Annotated in this window: 14 protein-coding genes, 1 tRNA gene and 1 riboswitch; of the genes, 2 read left to right on the forward strand and 13 right to left on the reverse strand. The window is 48.2% G+C overall.

The features are described 5' to 3' along the window. Positions 1-30: 30 nt before the first annotated feature. Positions 31-1,311 carry a serpin family protein gene (locus UCH007_RS01260; RefSeq protein ID WP_046960854.1) on the reverse strand — a complete coding sequence of 427 codons (1,281 nt, stop codon included), beginning with the start codon at positions 1,309-1,311 and terminating at the stop codon, positions 31-33. Positions 1,312-1,449: 138 nt separating this feature from the next. Between UCH007_RS01260 and trhA the strand changes: the two genes are divergently transcribed. Then, positions 1,450-2,085: a PAQR family membrane homeostasis protein TrhA gene (trhA, locus tag UCH007_RS01265; protein WP_082111131.1), complete on the forward strand. Its 636-nt coding sequence runs from the start codon at positions 1,450-1,452 to the stop codon at positions 2,083-2,085. On the opposite strand, the gene UCH007_RS01270 is transcribed toward trhA, so the two are convergent. The 6 genes from UCH007_RS01270 to UCH007_RS01295 form a co-directional block, all read right to left on the reverse strand. After that, complete coding sequence (locus UCH007_RS01270) at positions 2,082-4,073, reverse strand: ABC-F family ATP-binding cassette domain-containing protein (RefSeq protein WP_046961520.1); 1,992 nt, start codon at positions 4,071-4,073, stop codon at positions 2,082-2,084. The two genes, trhA and UCH007_RS01270, sit on opposite strands and share 4 nt — an antisense overlap. Before the next feature lie 131 nt (positions 4,074-4,204). Further along, positions 4,205-5,071, reverse strand: a complete 867-nt coding sequence (locus UCH007_RS01275; RefSeq protein WP_046960856.1) for a DUF6612 family protein — start codon at positions 5,069-5,071, stop codon at positions 4,205-4,207. 93 nt (positions 5,072-5,164) lie between these two features. Beyond that, positions 5,165-6,349: an NAD(P)/FAD-dependent oxidoreductase gene (locus UCH007_RS01280; protein WP_046960857.1), complete on the reverse strand. Its 1,185-nt coding sequence runs from the start codon at positions 6,347-6,349 to the stop codon at positions 5,165-5,167. Between the two features lie 197 nt (positions 6,350-6,546). Then, positions 6,547-6,891, reverse strand: a complete 345-nt coding sequence (locus UCH007_RS01285; protein WP_046960858.1) for a zinc-ribbon domain-containing protein — start codon at positions 6,889-6,891, stop codon at positions 6,547-6,549. A 13-nt stretch (positions 6,892-6,904) separates the two neighbouring features. Continuing rightward, the gene (locus UCH007_RS01290) at positions 6,905-7,138 is read right to left on the reverse strand and encodes a zinc-ribbon domain-containing protein (protein WP_231854719.1); all 234 of its coding nucleotides are present in this window, start codon (positions 7,136-7,138) and stop codon (positions 6,905-6,907) included. Between the two features lie 105 nt (positions 7,139-7,243). Further along, a complete protein-coding gene (locus UCH007_RS01295; protein ID WP_012881551.1) occupies positions 7,244-7,567 on the reverse strand; it encodes a TM2 domain-containing protein in 324 nt (107 codons plus the stop codon). A 347-nt stretch (positions 7,568-7,914) separates the two neighbouring features. After that, positions 7,915-7,999: riboswitch (cyclic di-GMP riboswitch) on the forward strand. Positions 8,000-8,104: 105 nt separating this feature from the next. Here UCH007_RS01295 and UCH007_RS01300 point away from each other — a divergent pair. Continuing rightward, positions 8,105-10,066, forward strand: coding sequence for a DUF7507 domain-containing protein (locus UCH007_RS01300; RefSeq protein ID WP_046960859.1), 1,962 nt, complete (start codon positions 8,105-8,107; stop codon positions 10,064-10,066). A 127-nt stretch (positions 10,067-10,193) separates the two neighbouring features. Here UCH007_RS01300 and UCH007_RS01305 read toward each other — a convergent pair. The 6 genes from UCH007_RS01305 to UCH007_RS01330 all read right to left on the reverse strand — a co-directional run bounded on the left by UCH007_RS01305 (position 10,194) and on the right by UCH007_RS01330 (position 15,214). Next, a tRNA-Ala gene (locus UCH007_RS01305) sits at positions 10,194-10,269 on the reverse strand. Positions 10,270-10,304: 35 nt separating this feature from the next. Next, positions 10,305-11,132, reverse strand: a complete 828-nt coding sequence (locus tag UCH007_RS01310; protein WP_023651896.1) for a patatin family protein — start codon at positions 11,130-11,132, stop codon at positions 10,305-10,307. After that, positions 11,110-11,745, reverse strand: coding sequence for a GNAT family N-acetyltransferase (locus tag UCH007_RS01315; RefSeq protein WP_046960860.1), 636 nt, complete (start codon positions 11,743-11,745; stop codon positions 11,110-11,112). Before UCH007_RS01315 ends, UCH007_RS01310 begins: the two co-directional genes overlap by 23 nt. Before the next feature lie 4 nt (positions 11,746-11,749). Next, complete coding sequence (locus tag UCH007_RS01320) at positions 11,750-13,342, reverse strand: helicase HerA domain-containing protein (protein WP_046960861.1); 1,593 nt, start codon at positions 13,340-13,342, stop codon at positions 11,750-11,752. Next, positions 13,339-13,938 (reverse strand): hypothetical protein, encoded by a 600-nt coding sequence (locus UCH007_RS01325; protein WP_046960862.1) that lies wholly within the window; start codon positions 13,936-13,938, stop codon positions 13,339-13,341. Before UCH007_RS01325 ends, UCH007_RS01320 begins: the two co-directional genes overlap by 4 nt. A 70-nt stretch (positions 13,939-14,008) precedes the next feature. Further along, positions 14,009-15,214 (reverse strand): DNA double-strand break repair nuclease NurA, encoded by a 1,206-nt coding sequence (locus tag UCH007_RS01330; RefSeq protein ID WP_046960863.1) that lies wholly within the window; start codon positions 15,212-15,214, stop codon positions 14,009-14,011. Between the last annotated feature and the right edge of the window lie 31 nt (positions 15,215-15,245).

The following is a 15,245-nucleotide window of genomic DNA, read 5'->3' on the forward strand; positions in this document are numbered from 1 at the left end:
CCGCTCTTTTTCTTACAGACGTGTATTATTTCAGGCGGTGGGGTCTATTACCCGTCCGGTAAAGAGGGTAGTGCCGGTAGCCATATCTACTATACAGAAGATAAAAGCCCGGTCAATAGACAGGGTAACAAGTTCGGTTGGGGCGGAAGTCAGGTTCATACTTACGGCTGTTGCCGCGGCCGCTTCAGTGCCGTCTTCGCTTACAGATATAAATGACTTGTGAAATACATCACCTATCATAAGGTTATATCCGCCGTCCATCTTGGAGAAATCTGCCTGGCTGCCAAAGGCAGTGGGCATACCCAGGGAAGACAAAGCGTCTTTAAGGGTAAACTTTGATTCAAAGCTGAACTTGGGCAGGGACAGGTTTATCTGGTTGGACTTGATAGAAGAAAGTATCTTTGCCAGCATCTGTCCGGAAAGGGCATCTTCCACTTCGGCAAATTTGCCTTCATCCGGCAGGATAATTACCATTGAGAGCCCGTTTCCGGCATAAGCCAGCTCTACAGCCTGAAAATCATCTCCGCTGTAATAGCCGTGGTTTTCAATCTGGCGCAGCATCTGCACATTTACGCTGGTACCGTTTTGCAGGTAGAAAAGGCCGCTTTGAGTATTTTCTTCATCAAAGGGTGCTGCCCAGGCGGCATTAAAGTAGATAGCATTGGTCAGCACCAGACGGGTGGTTGCATCTATGCCGTCAGCCGGGATAAGGTCTTTGATTTTGTCTTTGGTTGCGTCTGATACCCAGTCATTTATGACCTTGCGGGCTTCTTCGGAATTAGCGGCAAAGTCCAGCACACTAAGACCTGCCCCGTAATTCTGGGCCAGTGTATCCAGAAAATCTGACAGGAAGGTGTAGTCTTTCTGCCCCCAGATGGCATTTACCAGCTTGAGTTCAAAAGTGCCTTCATCTGCTTCCTTGGCCTGAGCCTCTCTTTTATTCAGTTCCTGGTCAATAAAGTTAAAAAAGGCATGCAAATCAGCATCCGGCAGCAGGTAATTAAGGGTGTTTTGCATTTCGGTTTTGGTGGCGGTATCTGCCCCGGCATAGGTCATGGCCAGAGCAATGGAAATGCTGAACGGGGAGTAAAAGAAGTTGCCTTCCACGGTGCCTTTCAGGTAGCGGTACAGTTTAAAGGCTAAATCATTATTGGCTTGGACTTGGGTGTTTAAACTTTGCTGGCTGACATTCGGACTTAAGATCCGGTCTTTGTCAGATTTCAGTTCTTCAGCCGAAACACCGCCCGCACAGGCGGTAAAGGTGAATAAACTGACTACGGCCAGCAGCGAAAGCGCAAGTTTGGTTTTCATGCTTGTAGCTCCTTGTTTTGTCTGCAAGTATTAAAACGCACAAGGGTTAAAAAGGATAGCATAGGATAAAAATGCCCGTAGACCATTCCAGCCCAAAGGTTTATAATTGTAGTTTCTTTCAGGAGGACCGATATAAATATACGCAAGGCGGAGCGCTTTTCTTCATTTTCTCATCTGGCAGGGGCGGTGGGGGGTGTGCTGGCACTGATAGTGCTGGTCATACTTAGCTGGGGGAACTGGGATATCATGGCGGTCTCAGTCATTTATGCGCTGGCTGTTATCAGCCTGTTTTCTTTCAGTACTATTTACCACGCCCTGAAAAAACAGGAAAATGAAATAAATGTCTGGCGCAAGCTTGACCATATAGCCATATTTATAATGATAGCCGGTACTTATACCCCCATGGCTTATATCTATCTGGACGGGGGCTGGCGGCTGGGTATGCTTATTGCCACCTGGGCTTTTGTGCTTATAGGTGTCTTCCAGAAGGTATTTTTCCTGAATGCGCCCCGCTGGCTCTCACCGGTAACCTATCTGGGTATGGGCTGGATGGCGGTTTTCCCTTTAAGAGAGTTCTGGCTGAATATGCCGCCTCTGGTGTTCTGGCTGATTGCTTGCGGCGGTTTGGCCTACAGCATAGGGGCGGTTATTTACGGTATTAAAAAACCAAACCCGGTGCCGGGAGTATTCGGCTTCCATGAGATATTCCATGCCCTTATACTCTTGGGCTGGGCGTTTCATCTGGCGGTGGTTATACTGGCTATCTTAGGCTAATTATCCAGTGCCTTCAGGGCATCTTCCAGTTTCTGTTTGAGGGTATCGTTCTGCTGGCAGAGCCTTAGCCATTTATCACCCAGAGTGACCAGCTGCTCCTTGCAGTTTTTATATTCCGCTGATGTATCGGCCGCTTTTTGGCCGCTGCGGTATAAATCAGGGTCGGCAAGCAGGATTTCCAGTTCCTGTTTGCGTTGTTCCAGATTTGTTATTTCAGCCTCTGTGTCGGATATTTCCTTCTTCAAAGCCCCGGTTTCTTTATAATGCTGGTTTCTTATCTGCCCTTCCAGAGTTTTGCGCTGTTTCTGGGAAAGTGTGGCCGGAACGGGGGAGGGGTGGTGAGAAATAACCGGTGCAGGGTTTTTAGACACTTCCCCTTCAAAAGGGTTGGCGGCGGCAAATTCCAGATAGGCATCATAATCGCCTTCAAAAACCCTGATTTTGCCGTTACGTACTTCAATAATCTTGTTAGCTACTTCGCGGATAAGGGTACGGTCATGGGTGATAAAACACAGAGTGCCTTTGTATGCCTGAAGGGCGTCTGCCAGTATTTCGCGGGCGGGTATGTCCAGATGATTGGTTGGTTCGTCCATTAGTACCAGATTGGCGGGCTTAAGCAGCATTTTGGCAATGGCCAAGCGGGTTTTTTCACCCCCGGACAGCACCGATATCCTCTTTTTTACATCATCCCCGCTGAAGAGAAATGCCCCCAGCATACCCCGCAGCTGCTGTTCGGGGGCATCCGGTAAAATAGTTTCCAACTCCTCTATCAGGTTATTGGCAGGGCTTAGCGACTCTACATAATACTGGGCAAAATAGGCGGTATTTACGTTTGCTCCCAAATTACGGTAACCCGAATCAAACGGCATAATCCCGGCCAGTATCTTAAGGAGGGTGGTTTTGCCGGCACCGTTAGGGCCTACCAGAGCGGCCTTGTCACCCCGGGCAAGCACCAGTTCCAGCCCCTGGTAGATAACCAGGTCACCGTAAGACTTGGTGAGGTTTCTTAGTTTTATAACATCATGCCCGCTGCGTTCTGGTTCGGGGAAATTAAAGTGTATTTTTTTGGTCTGGCGGGGGATAGCTACTGCAGACAGCTTATCCAGCTTTTTTATCCGGCTTTGCACCTGGCTGGCTTTGGTGGCTTTGTAACGGAAGCGCTCTATAAACTTGGTTTCTTTATCAATAAGTTCCTGCTGGCGGCGGGCCTGGCTTTCCAGCTGGTTCAGGCGGAGTTCACGTTCCCGCAGGTAGCTGTCATAATTACCGGAATAAAGGCGGGCTTTTTGGTCTTCCAGTGACAGTATCTTGGTAGCGATGGAGTTTAAAAATGCCCGGTCATGGCTGGTAAAGAGCACCGAGCCGCTATACTGCTTTAGGTAGCTTTCAAACCAGCGGGTGGACTCTAAGTCAAGGTGATTGGTAGGTTCGTCCAGTATGAGTATATCCGGGCTGAGGAAAAGGAGTTTGGCCAGTTCAGCCCGCATCAGCCAGCCGCCGGAAAACTCATGCAGGGGGCGGTCAAAATCTGCTGGTTTGAAACCCAGCCCGGCCAGTATCAGCTTGGCTTCCTGTTCGGCATTATAACCACCCAGAGCCTCAAATGAGTGCTGAAGCTCCCCCAGTTCGCTCAGAAGGCGGTTATTTTCAGAGTCGTCTTTTTCCTCGGCCAGTTCCCCCTGAAGCAGGGAAATTTTGTGCGAAAGGGAGCTAAGGCGGTCAGAGGCACTGGAGACAGCTTTAAGAAGGGGCTGTTTGGAGCTGGGCTTGATATCCTGTTCCAGATAACCCACCGTAGTGCCGCGGCGGAGGATAATTTTACCTTCGTCAGCTTCCAGCCTGCCGGCAATCATTTCAAAAAGGGTGGTCTTGCCGCTGCCGTTTGGCCCAAGCAGAGCCAGACGGTCTCTTGCCCCTATATTCAGGTTTACGCCGGTGTAAAGGCTGCGTACCCCGAAGGATTTGGAAAGATTTTGGATATTTAGCATCTTAGTTTTGTACAATCGCCATTATACAGTAAGAAACCCCCGCCGCCAAAGGAGGCATTTTCTGACACAAAAATAGGGGAAGGTTTTAAAGCCTCCCCCTTGGTTTTACCTGCCGAAAGGTTTCAGAAAATTTAGCCTAACTGAATGGCGTTAACCGCATCAGGTGGCAGGGTAATAGTGACCGGCTGGTTAATATTAGTAATAGTAGTAGACATAACAAGAGACATAGTCTGGGCTTCTGTGATTATATCCATGGTCATATTCATCTTTATTACAAATGAAGTATCTTTGGCAACCCAGGCAGTCATTTTTATATTTTTCAGGCTGTCAGCGGGGTTGGTTATGGCTGAAGAGTCTTCAATAGCTTGCTGTTCGTTCAGGTATTTTATAAGTTCTGCCAGATCAGGGGTGATGGTCACTTTCCAGCAGCTTACTCCGTTTATTGTTTCAGACCCGTCTATGGTAATGGTTGATTTGGAGAATAGATAGTCATTTTGCTGGGATTGGGAATCCCAAGTTTGGCTTTGCATCTGGGCATCTATCAGCATTTTATACCAGGTATTAAGCTGCATGCCGGTGTCCTGGTCACTATTGGTAATCCTGAAATACTGGAGACTGCCAATCATATAGGTCTCCAATTCCATAGTGCTTGCCAAATCCCCGGACATAATTACGCTGCTTGTTAGGTAAGCTCTCTTGTTGCCAAGGTCTTCTTTGCCATTTGCGGTCATAACTGTTTTGATATTCATACCGGAGACCTGCATAGTCATGTCAATCATGCTGGTCATATCAAAGCTGGTTATATTGGGAGAAGCTGCCAGTATGGAAGCAATCAGCTGTGAGCCGGTAGGGGTGGTGGGGGTTTCAGATGCAGGGGGATTATTGTTATTGGTGTCTGGTGAGTCAGTGTCATCAGTAGCGCTTGAACAGCCGCCCAAAGCCAGTGAGAACAGCATGAGCAGGCTGAGTAGGGTAGCCAAAAATTTGCCGGATTTCATCTGTTTCTGCCTTTCCCGTTTACCCTTATAGTAAACTGTATGACTATATAGGACATAATGATAAATGCGGGTAATAAATAAGTCAATAGATTTTTAATTTAAACCGGCTATGTAGCCTGAAGCCCAGGCCCAGCCCAGATTATAGCCGCCGCGTACCCCGTTTACGTCCAGCACCTCACCCGCCAGATACAGCCCCTTGACCAGCTTTGATTCTAGTGTTTGGATGTCTATCTCCCCGGTGTCTATGCCGCCGGCGGTAAATTCGGCCTCATTCCAGCCGTGGGTACCAGAAACCTCAAACCGCCAGTTTTTTAGTTTGGCAGCGGCTTTGGCGGGGTTGTCTTTTTCAAACAGCTGTTTAAATGCCATACAGAGCTTGTTGGGAAGTATGCCGGTCAGCATTTCCTCCGGGCTTAAGCCCGTTTTCCGGCGCTTTAAAAGCTCTGTTTCCAGCTGTTTTTGTTCCATGAATGGTATCAGGTCTATTTCAAGGGAGACATCTTTTATGTTTAAACGGTTTATGGCCAGTGAAATCTCCTGGCTTATGTCCAGTATCAGGCTGCCTGACAGGCCGTATTTGGTAAAGAGCAATTCACCGTCAACCGGGGTGCCAGCTTTGTCCCTGATACGGCTTTGAGCCTGGGCAATTATGCGCTGCCCCTGCAGCAGGTGGCAGAGGGGGTCTTTGACTACCAAGGGTACGGTACTGGGTACAGGTTTGATAATATGATGTCCCAGTGAAGCTGCCAGTTTATAGCCGCTTCCGTCCGAACCGAAAGACGGGTAGGTGCAGCCTCCCCCGGTCAGGATAAGGCTTGGCCCTGTCTGCTGTCTGCCATCTGCCGCTTGCAGGCTGAACCCGTTTTGAGTTTTGCGGATAGACAGGCAGTCAAAGCCGTACTCCACTTTTACCCCCAGACGCTGTATTTCCATTTCCAGTACTTTCAGTACCGAAGCAGCCTGGTTGGTAAATGGAAAGATGCGGCCGTCCTGTGAATAATAGTGAAGCCCCAGTTCCGAAAAGAAATTTAGTATCTCGTTCCGCCCGAAGCGGCTGAAAACGGAATTTACCAAAGGTCTGGCTTCGGGGTTATAAAAGCTGGAATCCAGCTGTTCGTTAAGCAGATTGCAGCGTCCATTGCCGCTGGCAAGTATTTTTTTGCCTAGCTGGGCAGTTTTTTCAAGGATAATTACCGGTTCACCACGGCGGGCTTTGCTGATGGCGGCTGTCATGCCGGCAGCACCCCCGCCAATAATCAGGGTTGTTTTATGGGGCATTTTTAAAGAAGCCTCTCTAATATTTGTCATCCGGGGTAGTTCAGGTTTAGCTTATTATACACCAAAGGCCGGACTTAACTTTTGGCGGAGTGAGTGATTGATTCTCAAGTATATCCGTTTGATAGGGGTGTGAGGCGGGTTCACACCGCACTAGGTAAAATGGGTAATGCTTGTGAATATATAACGGCAGAGACAGCTTATCCGACAGATATTTTCTGCCCGCAGTTCGGGCAGAATACTGCCTCTGCTGCCAATTCACTACCGCATTTGGTACAGTACCGCCCGTTTGTACTTGATAAACCTGTATGCGGGGAACAGGATTTCGCTAAAGGAGCAGGTTTTGTCGGATTTTTAGTGTAGTTTCTTATAAGCAGAAATGACCCTAAAAGCATAATCAGAGATGGAAGTCCGGTGGCAAAGAAAAACATCAAGGCTGCTTTTGACTCGTTCTCATTCAGACAGTTGATGAGGTTTTGGGCTGAAAAAACAAGCAGGGGCAATCCCCAGAACCCCAGCAATATACCCAAAATCAGCCTGACCATAATTCCAACCCTCTTAGGGTTTTTCAGGATTGCACAGTTTCTTTGTACCGCAAACCGGGCAAAACTCGGCATCTGCTGCCAGTTTCTGTCCGCACCGGGTGCAATACTGAACCCCTTTGTTTATTTCAGTTATACCCAGCGGCCGATTTCCAGCATGTTTTTTATCCAGCTTGTTAAATAATTTTATCAGCACCCATATAAGGGTTGCGGGGATCGCTATGAGCATGATAATTATTATTAATTCCATCGGTCATATCTTGGGCATGGCACTTCCTTTCTGTATAAAGAGCGGCTATACCGTATGTGGTAAATTAATTCGGTTTGTTATATAGCCGTAAAATTTGTGTATGTATCAATCTCTCAGGGGTATACCCTTGGCATCCTTCTCAAATGAACCGGTAAGTATAAGAATACCTTCAATAAAGCCCCAGATAGAGCCTATACCCAAGGTAACAATGCTGACAATGATTTGGGCTATACCTATACCCACGAAACCCAGATAGAATCTGTGTACGCCGATACTTCCCAGAAACACCCCCAGCAAACCGGCTGCAATTCGGGATTTGCGTTCAGGGTATTCCGCCGCGGTCATTTTACCGGTGTGGATTTGGTTGCCGCAGGCAGGGCAAAAGGATACGCTTTCATCTACTTGTTTGCCGCAGTTGGAACAATACATGTTTTTCGCCTTTATATTTTTATTGTAAACATTATAAACTCGGCGATATGTATTAACAAGTACACAAAAGATAATAAAACGGCAAAATATTTGGTTTGTGCCAGCAGGTATTCTGTTTGAATTTGCCCTGAAGATTCTGCTTATGCAGTTAACTGCTTTTATACCTAAGCTGTACTATACCAACCCGGGTATTATAAGTGTATATGGTATCCGGTTAAATCATTAACAAGGGCTATGGGCAAAGGATTTGGCAGGATATAACAGTGATAAAGTATAGTAATTAAAATATAGTATTAGTTATATTGACTTTGCATCTATTACAGGCCAATAATGGTAGTGGAGTCAGCAAAATTAAGGGAAGCGTTGAGCCGCTACCCATATTTGGTTCACTCGGATAGCGGGGAGCTAATAGTGAAACCGGCCCTTTAGGGGTCGGTTTTATTTTTGGGAATTTTGCGGATTCCAAAAGGAGGTGTAGTGGATGAGTGAGGTTGCAGGGAGTATCTGGACAGCAATTTAAAGGAGGGAGAGCATATTATGAGAAGAGCACTATCGATATTGCTTTCACTTTCAATTCTGGTAAGCTTGGGATTGTTTTCCTCTGTACCCGTCAGTGCGGCAATAGTGAATGTCTCTATCAGCAGCGGCACTTCAACTGAAATAGTAGGCGTATACAATAAAGCCGGAGGGGGATCGGTATACGTTGACCTAAGCACTTCACCTCTCAGTGCTGTGCTTGCTCAGGAACCTAAACCATATCCTACCGGCTATGTGACCGAACCGCCTGATATTTTGGGTTCAGTATGGGATACCGGGACCGGCCTGTATTTTCAATCTACCAATCCCGGGGCTGACTGGATATGGGAAACCCAGAGAGCTGAAGGCCCAAGCAGTTATGATGTCAGCAACCCTCTGTATGATGCCGCCGCTTATACCAATGGACGGGTAGTGGTATTTGAGCAGCACTTTACCCTTGACGGCACACCCCAGGCAGGTACTTTGCATATAGCGGCAGACAACTGCTGGGAAGTATTTATTAACGGCGTTTTTCTGGCACGCTCGTCTACTGCCAAAGTAGCTGGATGGGAGCTGACTAACCTGCATGAATCCTATGTGGCTACAACCGGGTGGCAGGCGGTAGGGCATATTGCGGTGCCGGATACCATGCTGGTAACTGGTGAAAATACCATTACAATTCTGGCGGCAAATGAATATTTCTGGTCAGACGACGGCAACAGCCCGTCTCCCGCCCTCAGACTTAGCCCATATTATCAATATAATCCGGGAGCATTAATCTTTAAACTAGATGTGGGCTATGAAGAATTTGTAGCCGACCCGGGTATCCATGTAGAGAAAGCGGGTTTACCCGTTTCCGCTACTGAAAACACAACCATAGATTATACCTATACTGTTACCAATACCGGCAATGTGCCGCTTTCATCTGTGGCTGTAGTTGATAATCTGGTCTCTCCTGTTACCTACCAGAGCGGTGATGAAAATATTGATGGCCTGCTGGACTTGACTGAGATATGGATATTTACCGGCAGCTATCTGGTACCATGGTTTACTGCCGGGCCGGTAGATAATACCGCAACGGCTGAGGGATATTGGGATACCACTAAAGTTACTGACGAAGATATCTTTAGTGTTCCTATACTGCATACGCCGAATATAGAGGTGGATAAGACCGGACCGGCTAATGCAGGTTATTTTGAGCAACTGGATGCCGATTATACCTATACCCTGACAAATATCGGCAACTGTTCGCTGGATGTTGATCTGACCGATGACCAAATTGCTGGGTTGTTATTTACCGGCGGTGATACTAACGGCAACGGGTATCTGGAACCGGGTGAAATATGGACATTCATCGGTTCTGACCTGATTGTTTGTGAAGGTATTACGGAATTATTCTTTACCAATATAGCTACTGCAATCGGTACTGATGCCACTGGTGCAACTGACAGGGATACCGATGATTGGACGGTGACTATTTTCCAGTGGCAGCCGCGTACTATCGGCTATTGGGGAAACTGGGATAACCACTGGTCAATCGGCTGTATTACGGATATTGTTAACCGAGTAAACGCGGATTCCGCCTATTTCAGCACCTTAACCGCAGAGCAGATAAATATCCTGTTATTGTCAGCTGACCAAAAAGGTAAAATGACTCAAGATAAGGCTCGCATTTTGGTGCAAAAGCAGCTTTTGGCTGCCTGGCTGAGTGTTGAGTCATACATAGGTGCTACCGATGGTGATTCAGAAACCTGCGGTACACTTGATGCGGCTATGAGGCCGGGTGCAACAGTGTATCTGAGTAAATTTGCCGGTGCGGAGGCCCTTTTTGGGGCATCCAGTCTTACTGTAGCACAGGTACTGGCGGCAGTAGATGCTGGAATGAGCACCTGGACTCAGAATGAGCTGCTCATTGCCAAGGATGTACTGGATATGATGAACAATGCCGAGAATAACGGCTACTTCATGTTCATGGCACCCTGACGTAAATTTGGTGGTCTGATAAAACAAAATACAGGGCAGCAATTGCGTAGTTACTGCCCTGTATTCATTACACTTGCGGTTTTCTTAACGGGTATGCCACATCTAGATTAAACCATATTGATACCTTTGGTGGAGCTGAGGGGATTCGAACCCCTGACCTCCTCCTTGCAAAGGAGGCGCTCTCCCGACTAAGCTACAGCCCCACGGAGCACCATTATACCAAGTTTAAGTGAAAGTGTTAAATCGGCGGGGAATAGTTGTATTTTTGAAGCAGCAGATGTTTTAAATGGGGTATGGCATCAGTTGCTCCCAGTTCTCCGCGGAGGACGATTTCCGGCGCTTTCAGAAAATCACCCGGTCCTATTCCGGAAAGGTCAGGTTCAATAGCAATATCGGCTGCCTGAAGATTTTCCTGAGCCATATGTATTGACATGATGTTAACTATCTGGAAGGCTGTATCAAAGATGGATGGTTCGGAATCTTTGTTCGGTTTTATATAATCATGGTGGTAAATAGCATTTACCGCAATTACAAAATCCGCTCCCATGTTTCGTACCACCCGAGCCGGAATAGGGGTGATAATACCTCCATCTACCAGAAAACGGTTTTTGTTTTTTACTGGGCGGAATATTATAGGCAAAGACATGCTGGCAATTACCCCGTCAATGACAGGCCCTTCATTAAAGAGTACTTCTTGTCCGGTTTTAACGTCTGCAGCCACGCAGGCAAAGGGCTTCTTAAGTTCAGAAAAGGTGACGTCTCCGATAAGCTCTTTGAGATAGCTTTTTATCTTTCGGGATGATAAAAAGCCGGCTCTGGGCGCTGCCAGGTCAAAAAGAGGCATAAGTTGTTTCCAGCTCAGGTTACTTACGATTTCTTTCATTTCCTGCGGCTTGTGACCGCTGGCATATAATGCACCTATAATAGCACCCATGCTGGTTCCTGTGACTAAATCCAGCGGGACGCCTTCTTTTTCAAGTACTTCAAGCACACCGATATGAATAATACCTCTGGCGGCACCTCCGCCCAGAGCAATGCCGATTTTAGGCAGTTTGGATTTGGGCATGAATAACCTCCTCAGATTGGGGGGTATAACGCTCAGGGTTTTCTTCCCATTCCTGTCTTAGCAGGGACATAAACCAGACATCTATCCATGTCCCCCTGACCAGTATATCTCTCCGCAATGTTCCGTCAAGCTGGAAGCCGTTTTTCTCCAGAGTGCGGCGTGATGGTTCGTTCCCCTTAAAAATACCGCCGAAAACACGCTCTGCGTTAAGATGCTTAAAAGCAAAATGGATACTTAAACGTACGGCTTCGGTCATATAACCTTTGGTCCAATATTTGCGTCCCAGCCAGTATCCGATAAGCGCCTGCTCTTTATAGCCGATAAGTCTGAAAGCCAGACTGCCTATCAGGCCGGGTTTATCCACTCTTTCAATGGCAAAAGAGTAGCGGCGTCCTGTTTCAAAATCAGATGTTTCCTCCTGGTATGCCAGGCGGAGTTCATTTATGGTTTTGGGGCCGTCCCACACCAGATATCGGATTATTTCAGGGTCTTTTATCAGGTTGAACGCGGTGTAAGCATCGGCGGCTTGAATTATCCGCAGTCTGAGGCTCTGGCTTTCTAAAATCGCTTGTTTGAACCCTTGTCCGGTTGTGGCCTCAAATATATTCGGCATATATCTAGAAAAGTTCCTCTATCTCTTCGGTGCTGACTTTTTTACGGCTGACTTCGTTGTAAATAGACTGGTCATACTCACGGGGGACAAAGGCTACCGGCATGGGTACGGCCGCACCGAATATAATTGCCTGCTGGCGTGAAGCCAGTTTGGCCAGTACGCCTTTGAGTTCGTTTTTGCCGGAGATTCCTGAGAGTACGGCGTCTATATCTTTTTCATTGTCCAGCAGGGCGGTTATTTTAGTGCCCAGCTGAGACATAACCTCTGTATCTATGCCCGAAGGGCGTTGGTCTATAATAAGCAGGGTGACATTGTACTTGCGCATTTCACGGGCGATAGTGCCGAAGATGGTGCGGGAAGCAACTTCCGGGTTCAAAAATTTGTGGGCTTCCTCTATGGTGATAACCAGCGGGGTGGGTTTGGCGGCGTCTTCGGCCATGGCCTGTTCCATGCGGTCACGGTAGCTGGTATATATGCGGCGGGTGAGCAGATTGGCCACCAGTATGTAGGCGGTGATATCTGTATACCGCCCGAATTCCAGTACTACATTTATATTCCGGTTTAAGTACTCAAGCACCCGGTCTACCGCTTTGACCGGGGCGTTTTCCACGATAAAGGGCAGTCGGGTAAGAGTGTTTAAGCCCCGTTTCAGGTTTTGGAAGGTGCTTTCATGGATACTTAAACTGTCCAGCAGTTTTTTATCATCTTCTTCATCACCGATATTATTGGCTTCTTTTATCCAGTTCTTCTTGAAGTGTTTGCGCAACTGGTAAACGGCTTCTACTGCCTGTTCGGTCAGGTTCAGGGTTTGGCGGAGCAGGCTGATATCTTCCGGTTCTATTTCGTCATAGCCTATCTTTACCTCAAAGTCCACGCTGACTTTGCGTTTGCGGGAGCTTTCCCCGTCCAAAGTAAATACGGCTACCCTGTCCGGAAAGAGCTGTTTTAAGGCTTTGACTTTGTGTTTTTTCTCACTGGTTCCTTCCCAGCCGTATTCGGAGTGCATATCAAACACCAAATTTACGCAAGACCCTTTCTGGAGCATACCCACCAGCAGGGTGCGGGTGAGGAAGGTTTTGCCGGTGCCGCTTTTACCGAAGATGCCGTTTGAACGTTTGACCAGTTCGGGCAGGTTCAGGCAGAGGCGGGTTTCCATATCCAGCGGGTTGCCCACGTAAAAATGGGAGGCATCTTCCTTGCCAAAGACCATTTCTATATCTTCGTTGGAGGCAATATCTACCGGGGCATAGTGGCTGGGTATGGTCTTGACCGGTTGAGGGCCGTCCAGAAGGCTTTTTTCGTCATTTCCCAGTACCAGATAGGGTATCACCTTGAGGTCTCCGTAAGCGGCTGTACCGCTGAGTATTTCAGCCAGAAATTTTTCGTCTGCGGCCGGGGGTGTAAGAGTAAGACGCTGGTCAGTTACTCCCAGAGAAACATCGGTTATCATACCCAGAAAACGTTTGGTTTTGCCCTGTACAGTTACATAACGGCCAACCGCCATGTCTTCCACCAGAGCTTCGCCATCCAGGCGGACATCTATTCCGCCGGAGAGTGAACCCCCTATTACAATACCCAGTTTGTTTTCGCTTGTCATAGCTGTATCCTCTCCAGGATTACTTTAAGCCGCTGGTATTGGCCGGGCAGAATTCTGGCCAGCTCTTTGCCTGCTTTTACTAAAAAGGCCTGTTTGTCAGGTGCGGCGGCGGCAAGCTGACGCAGGCAGGCGGCGGTGACTTCGTCTGCCGGTACGGGCAGTTCGGAGTTTACCAGTATGTTTAAAAAGCCGAACGAACGGCTGAATTCGGCGGTTTCTTGGGGGGTGCAAGTTTCGGCAAAACTGTGGATATGGGCAGGGCGGGGCGGCAGGCAGTGGCAGATTTGTCCCTGTCCCCGGTAACCCAGTATCAGGCAGGAAAATTCACTCCGTAGGAGTTTGCTTAGCTGGGGGCTTTGGGCATATATATCTTCTTCGTTTGCGGCGTCCTGTCCGCGGGCAATGGGCTTCCTGCCCGGCTCTATGGATGAGGTGGTGGCATGATAGACGGCGGCATAAATGGTATTTTCGCCTTCGCCGGTTTTTACCAGCGCCCCCAGAGCAGGTGTGTTATATAGCTGGTAAGACTGGGCGGTAAAGTCAGTGGTGCTGGTATCTATAACCTCGCCGATACGGTTTGTATTTAGGTTTTCCAATTTTTTACCCCCTGCGGTTAATGGTGTATTTAAATCTGTTAAACAGACTGGCGGTGTTAGTTTACATAAACTATACCCAGCGGGTTTTCTTGCTAAGGCTTTTGGCGGAACTGCTGGGGTTTATCTTGCTTGCGGTCAGCATTTCTTCTACCAGCTGGTTGAAAATACGCCTGTCCTGACCGCTGACTACTGCCTGTTCGTGGGCTTCGGAAAGGGAGACGGGATAGCCATGCCCCAAGCGGCATTGTTCCAGTATCAGGCAGTGGCTTAAGCTTAACAGCTCTTCAGAGCGGGCAGTCCAGCCGGGCAGTTCCACCCGGGCTATTTCTTCAATGGTTTTCAAGTAGTAAAAATAGACCCTGTGTTCCCCGTAATATTTTTCCAGTATGGAAGATGAGCTGGCAAACAGGGCAGAACGTTCACCCGGTTTCAGTATGCGCTCAAACAGCATGCTGTCCGTGATGCCTGAGAGTATGTCACAAGGGCGTTTGCCGTTTGGCAGCTGGTCACACCGGCTGGTGCAGTCTGCCGGTTCGTACGGGCAGTAAAGCAGGCGGAGGGTATTGACTACGTCTGTGCTTCCGGGGTAGCTGATATAGCTGGCTAAAGCCACCTGTCTGTCTTTGGTGTTCAGGTTTTGTATTTTGCCCAGATATTTCAGGTAACCGTTTACCAGCAGGTCTTCAACCACGTATTCGGGAAACTCTTTGGAAAGGAGTGACCAGAGTATCAAAGTGCCGTCTGCCAAAGCCAAAGTGGGCAGATTGGGGGAGGCGGCATCTGCCATTTCAGACAGATGGCGGGTTTCTTCTACGCTTCTTTTTATTCCCAGCAGAGTGCCTTCCACGGCTACTTCTTTGCTGCCGCAGGAAATTACCATATCTTCGGGGCGGGCATACAGAGCGGGCAGGCTTTCCAGAGCGGCAGACGGGGATTGGCCGTATTCCAGCAGCACCCTGCCGATATTTATCAGGTAACAGCGGCTAAGCTGGTGGCGGTCTACGTCTATTTGTGAGCCGTCTGTGGCCAGTATGCGGTAACTTTGGGGCAAGGCAGGCGGCGGGTGGGTGGCATCCGGTATTTCTTCCGGGTGTGCCAAAAGAAAAGTGGTCTTGCTGCGTTCGGCCTTATCCAGCAAATGCTGGTATTCAGCCGGAGTGCGTTTCATGCCGTTCAGACCGGCCTCAAGGTGTTTTTGGTGTTCCAGGTCACGGCCTTTTAAGTCTGAGACCATGCTCTGTATCTGAAGGGCGGTTTTGTCCAAGTTTAAAGACAATACCGTTTGTCTCCTTGTTTCTGCATTTGCT

This window comes from Dehalococcoides sp. UCH007 (assembly GCF_001010485.1).
In the GTDB taxonomy this organism is placed as follows: Bacteria; Chloroflexota; Dehalococcoidia; order Dehalococcoidales; family Dehalococcoidaceae; genus Dehalococcoides; species Dehalococcoides mccartyi_A.

What these genes read in the sequence shown, in the direction of transcription:
- UCH007_RS01270 (WP_046961520.1), bottom strand. Translation starts at nt 4,073, where the DNA reads ATGCTAAATATCCAAAATCTTTCCAAATCCTTCGGGGTACGCAGCCTT.
- UCH007_RS01260 (WP_046960854.1), bottom strand. Translation starts at nt 1,311, where the DNA reads ATGAAAACCAAACTTGCGCTTTCGCTGCTGGCCGTAGTCAGTTTATTC.
- UCH007_RS01310 (WP_023651896.1), bottom strand. Translation starts at nt 11,132, where the DNA reads ATGCCCAAATCCAAACTGCCTAAAATCGGCATTGCTCTGGGCGGAGGT.
- UCH007_RS01280 (WP_046960857.1), bottom strand. Translation starts at nt 6,349, where the DNA reads ATGCCCCATAAAACAACCCTGATTATTGGCGGGGGTGCTGCCGGCATG.
- UCH007_RS01290 (WP_231854719.1), bottom strand. Translation starts at nt 7,138, where the DNA reads ATGGAATTAATAATAATTATCATGCTCATAGCGATCCCCGCAACCCTT.
- UCH007_RS01320 (WP_046960861.1), bottom strand. Translation starts at nt 13,342, where the DNA reads ATGACAAGCGAAAACAAACTGGGTATTGTAATAGGGGGTTCACTCTCC.
- UCH007_RS01300 (WP_046960859.1), top strand. Translation starts at nt 8,105, where the DNA reads ATGAGAAGAGCACTATCGATATTGCTTTCACTTTCAATTCTGGTAAGC.
- UCH007_RS01275 (WP_046960856.1), bottom strand. Translation starts at nt 5,071, where the DNA reads ATGAAATCCGGCAAATTTTTGGCTACCCTACTCAGCCTGCTCATGCTG.
- UCH007_RS01315 (WP_046960860.1), bottom strand. Translation starts at nt 11,745, where the DNA reads ATGCCGAATATATTTGAGGCCACAACCGGACAAGGGTTCAAACAAGCG.
- UCH007_RS01295 (WP_012881551.1), bottom strand. Translation starts at nt 7,567, where the DNA reads ATGTATTGTTCCAACTGCGGCAAACAAGTAGATGAAAGCGTATCCTTT.
- UCH007_RS01285 (WP_046960858.1), bottom strand. Translation starts at nt 6,891, where the DNA reads ATGGTCAGGCTGATTTTGGGTATATTGCTGGGGTTCTGGGGATTGCCC.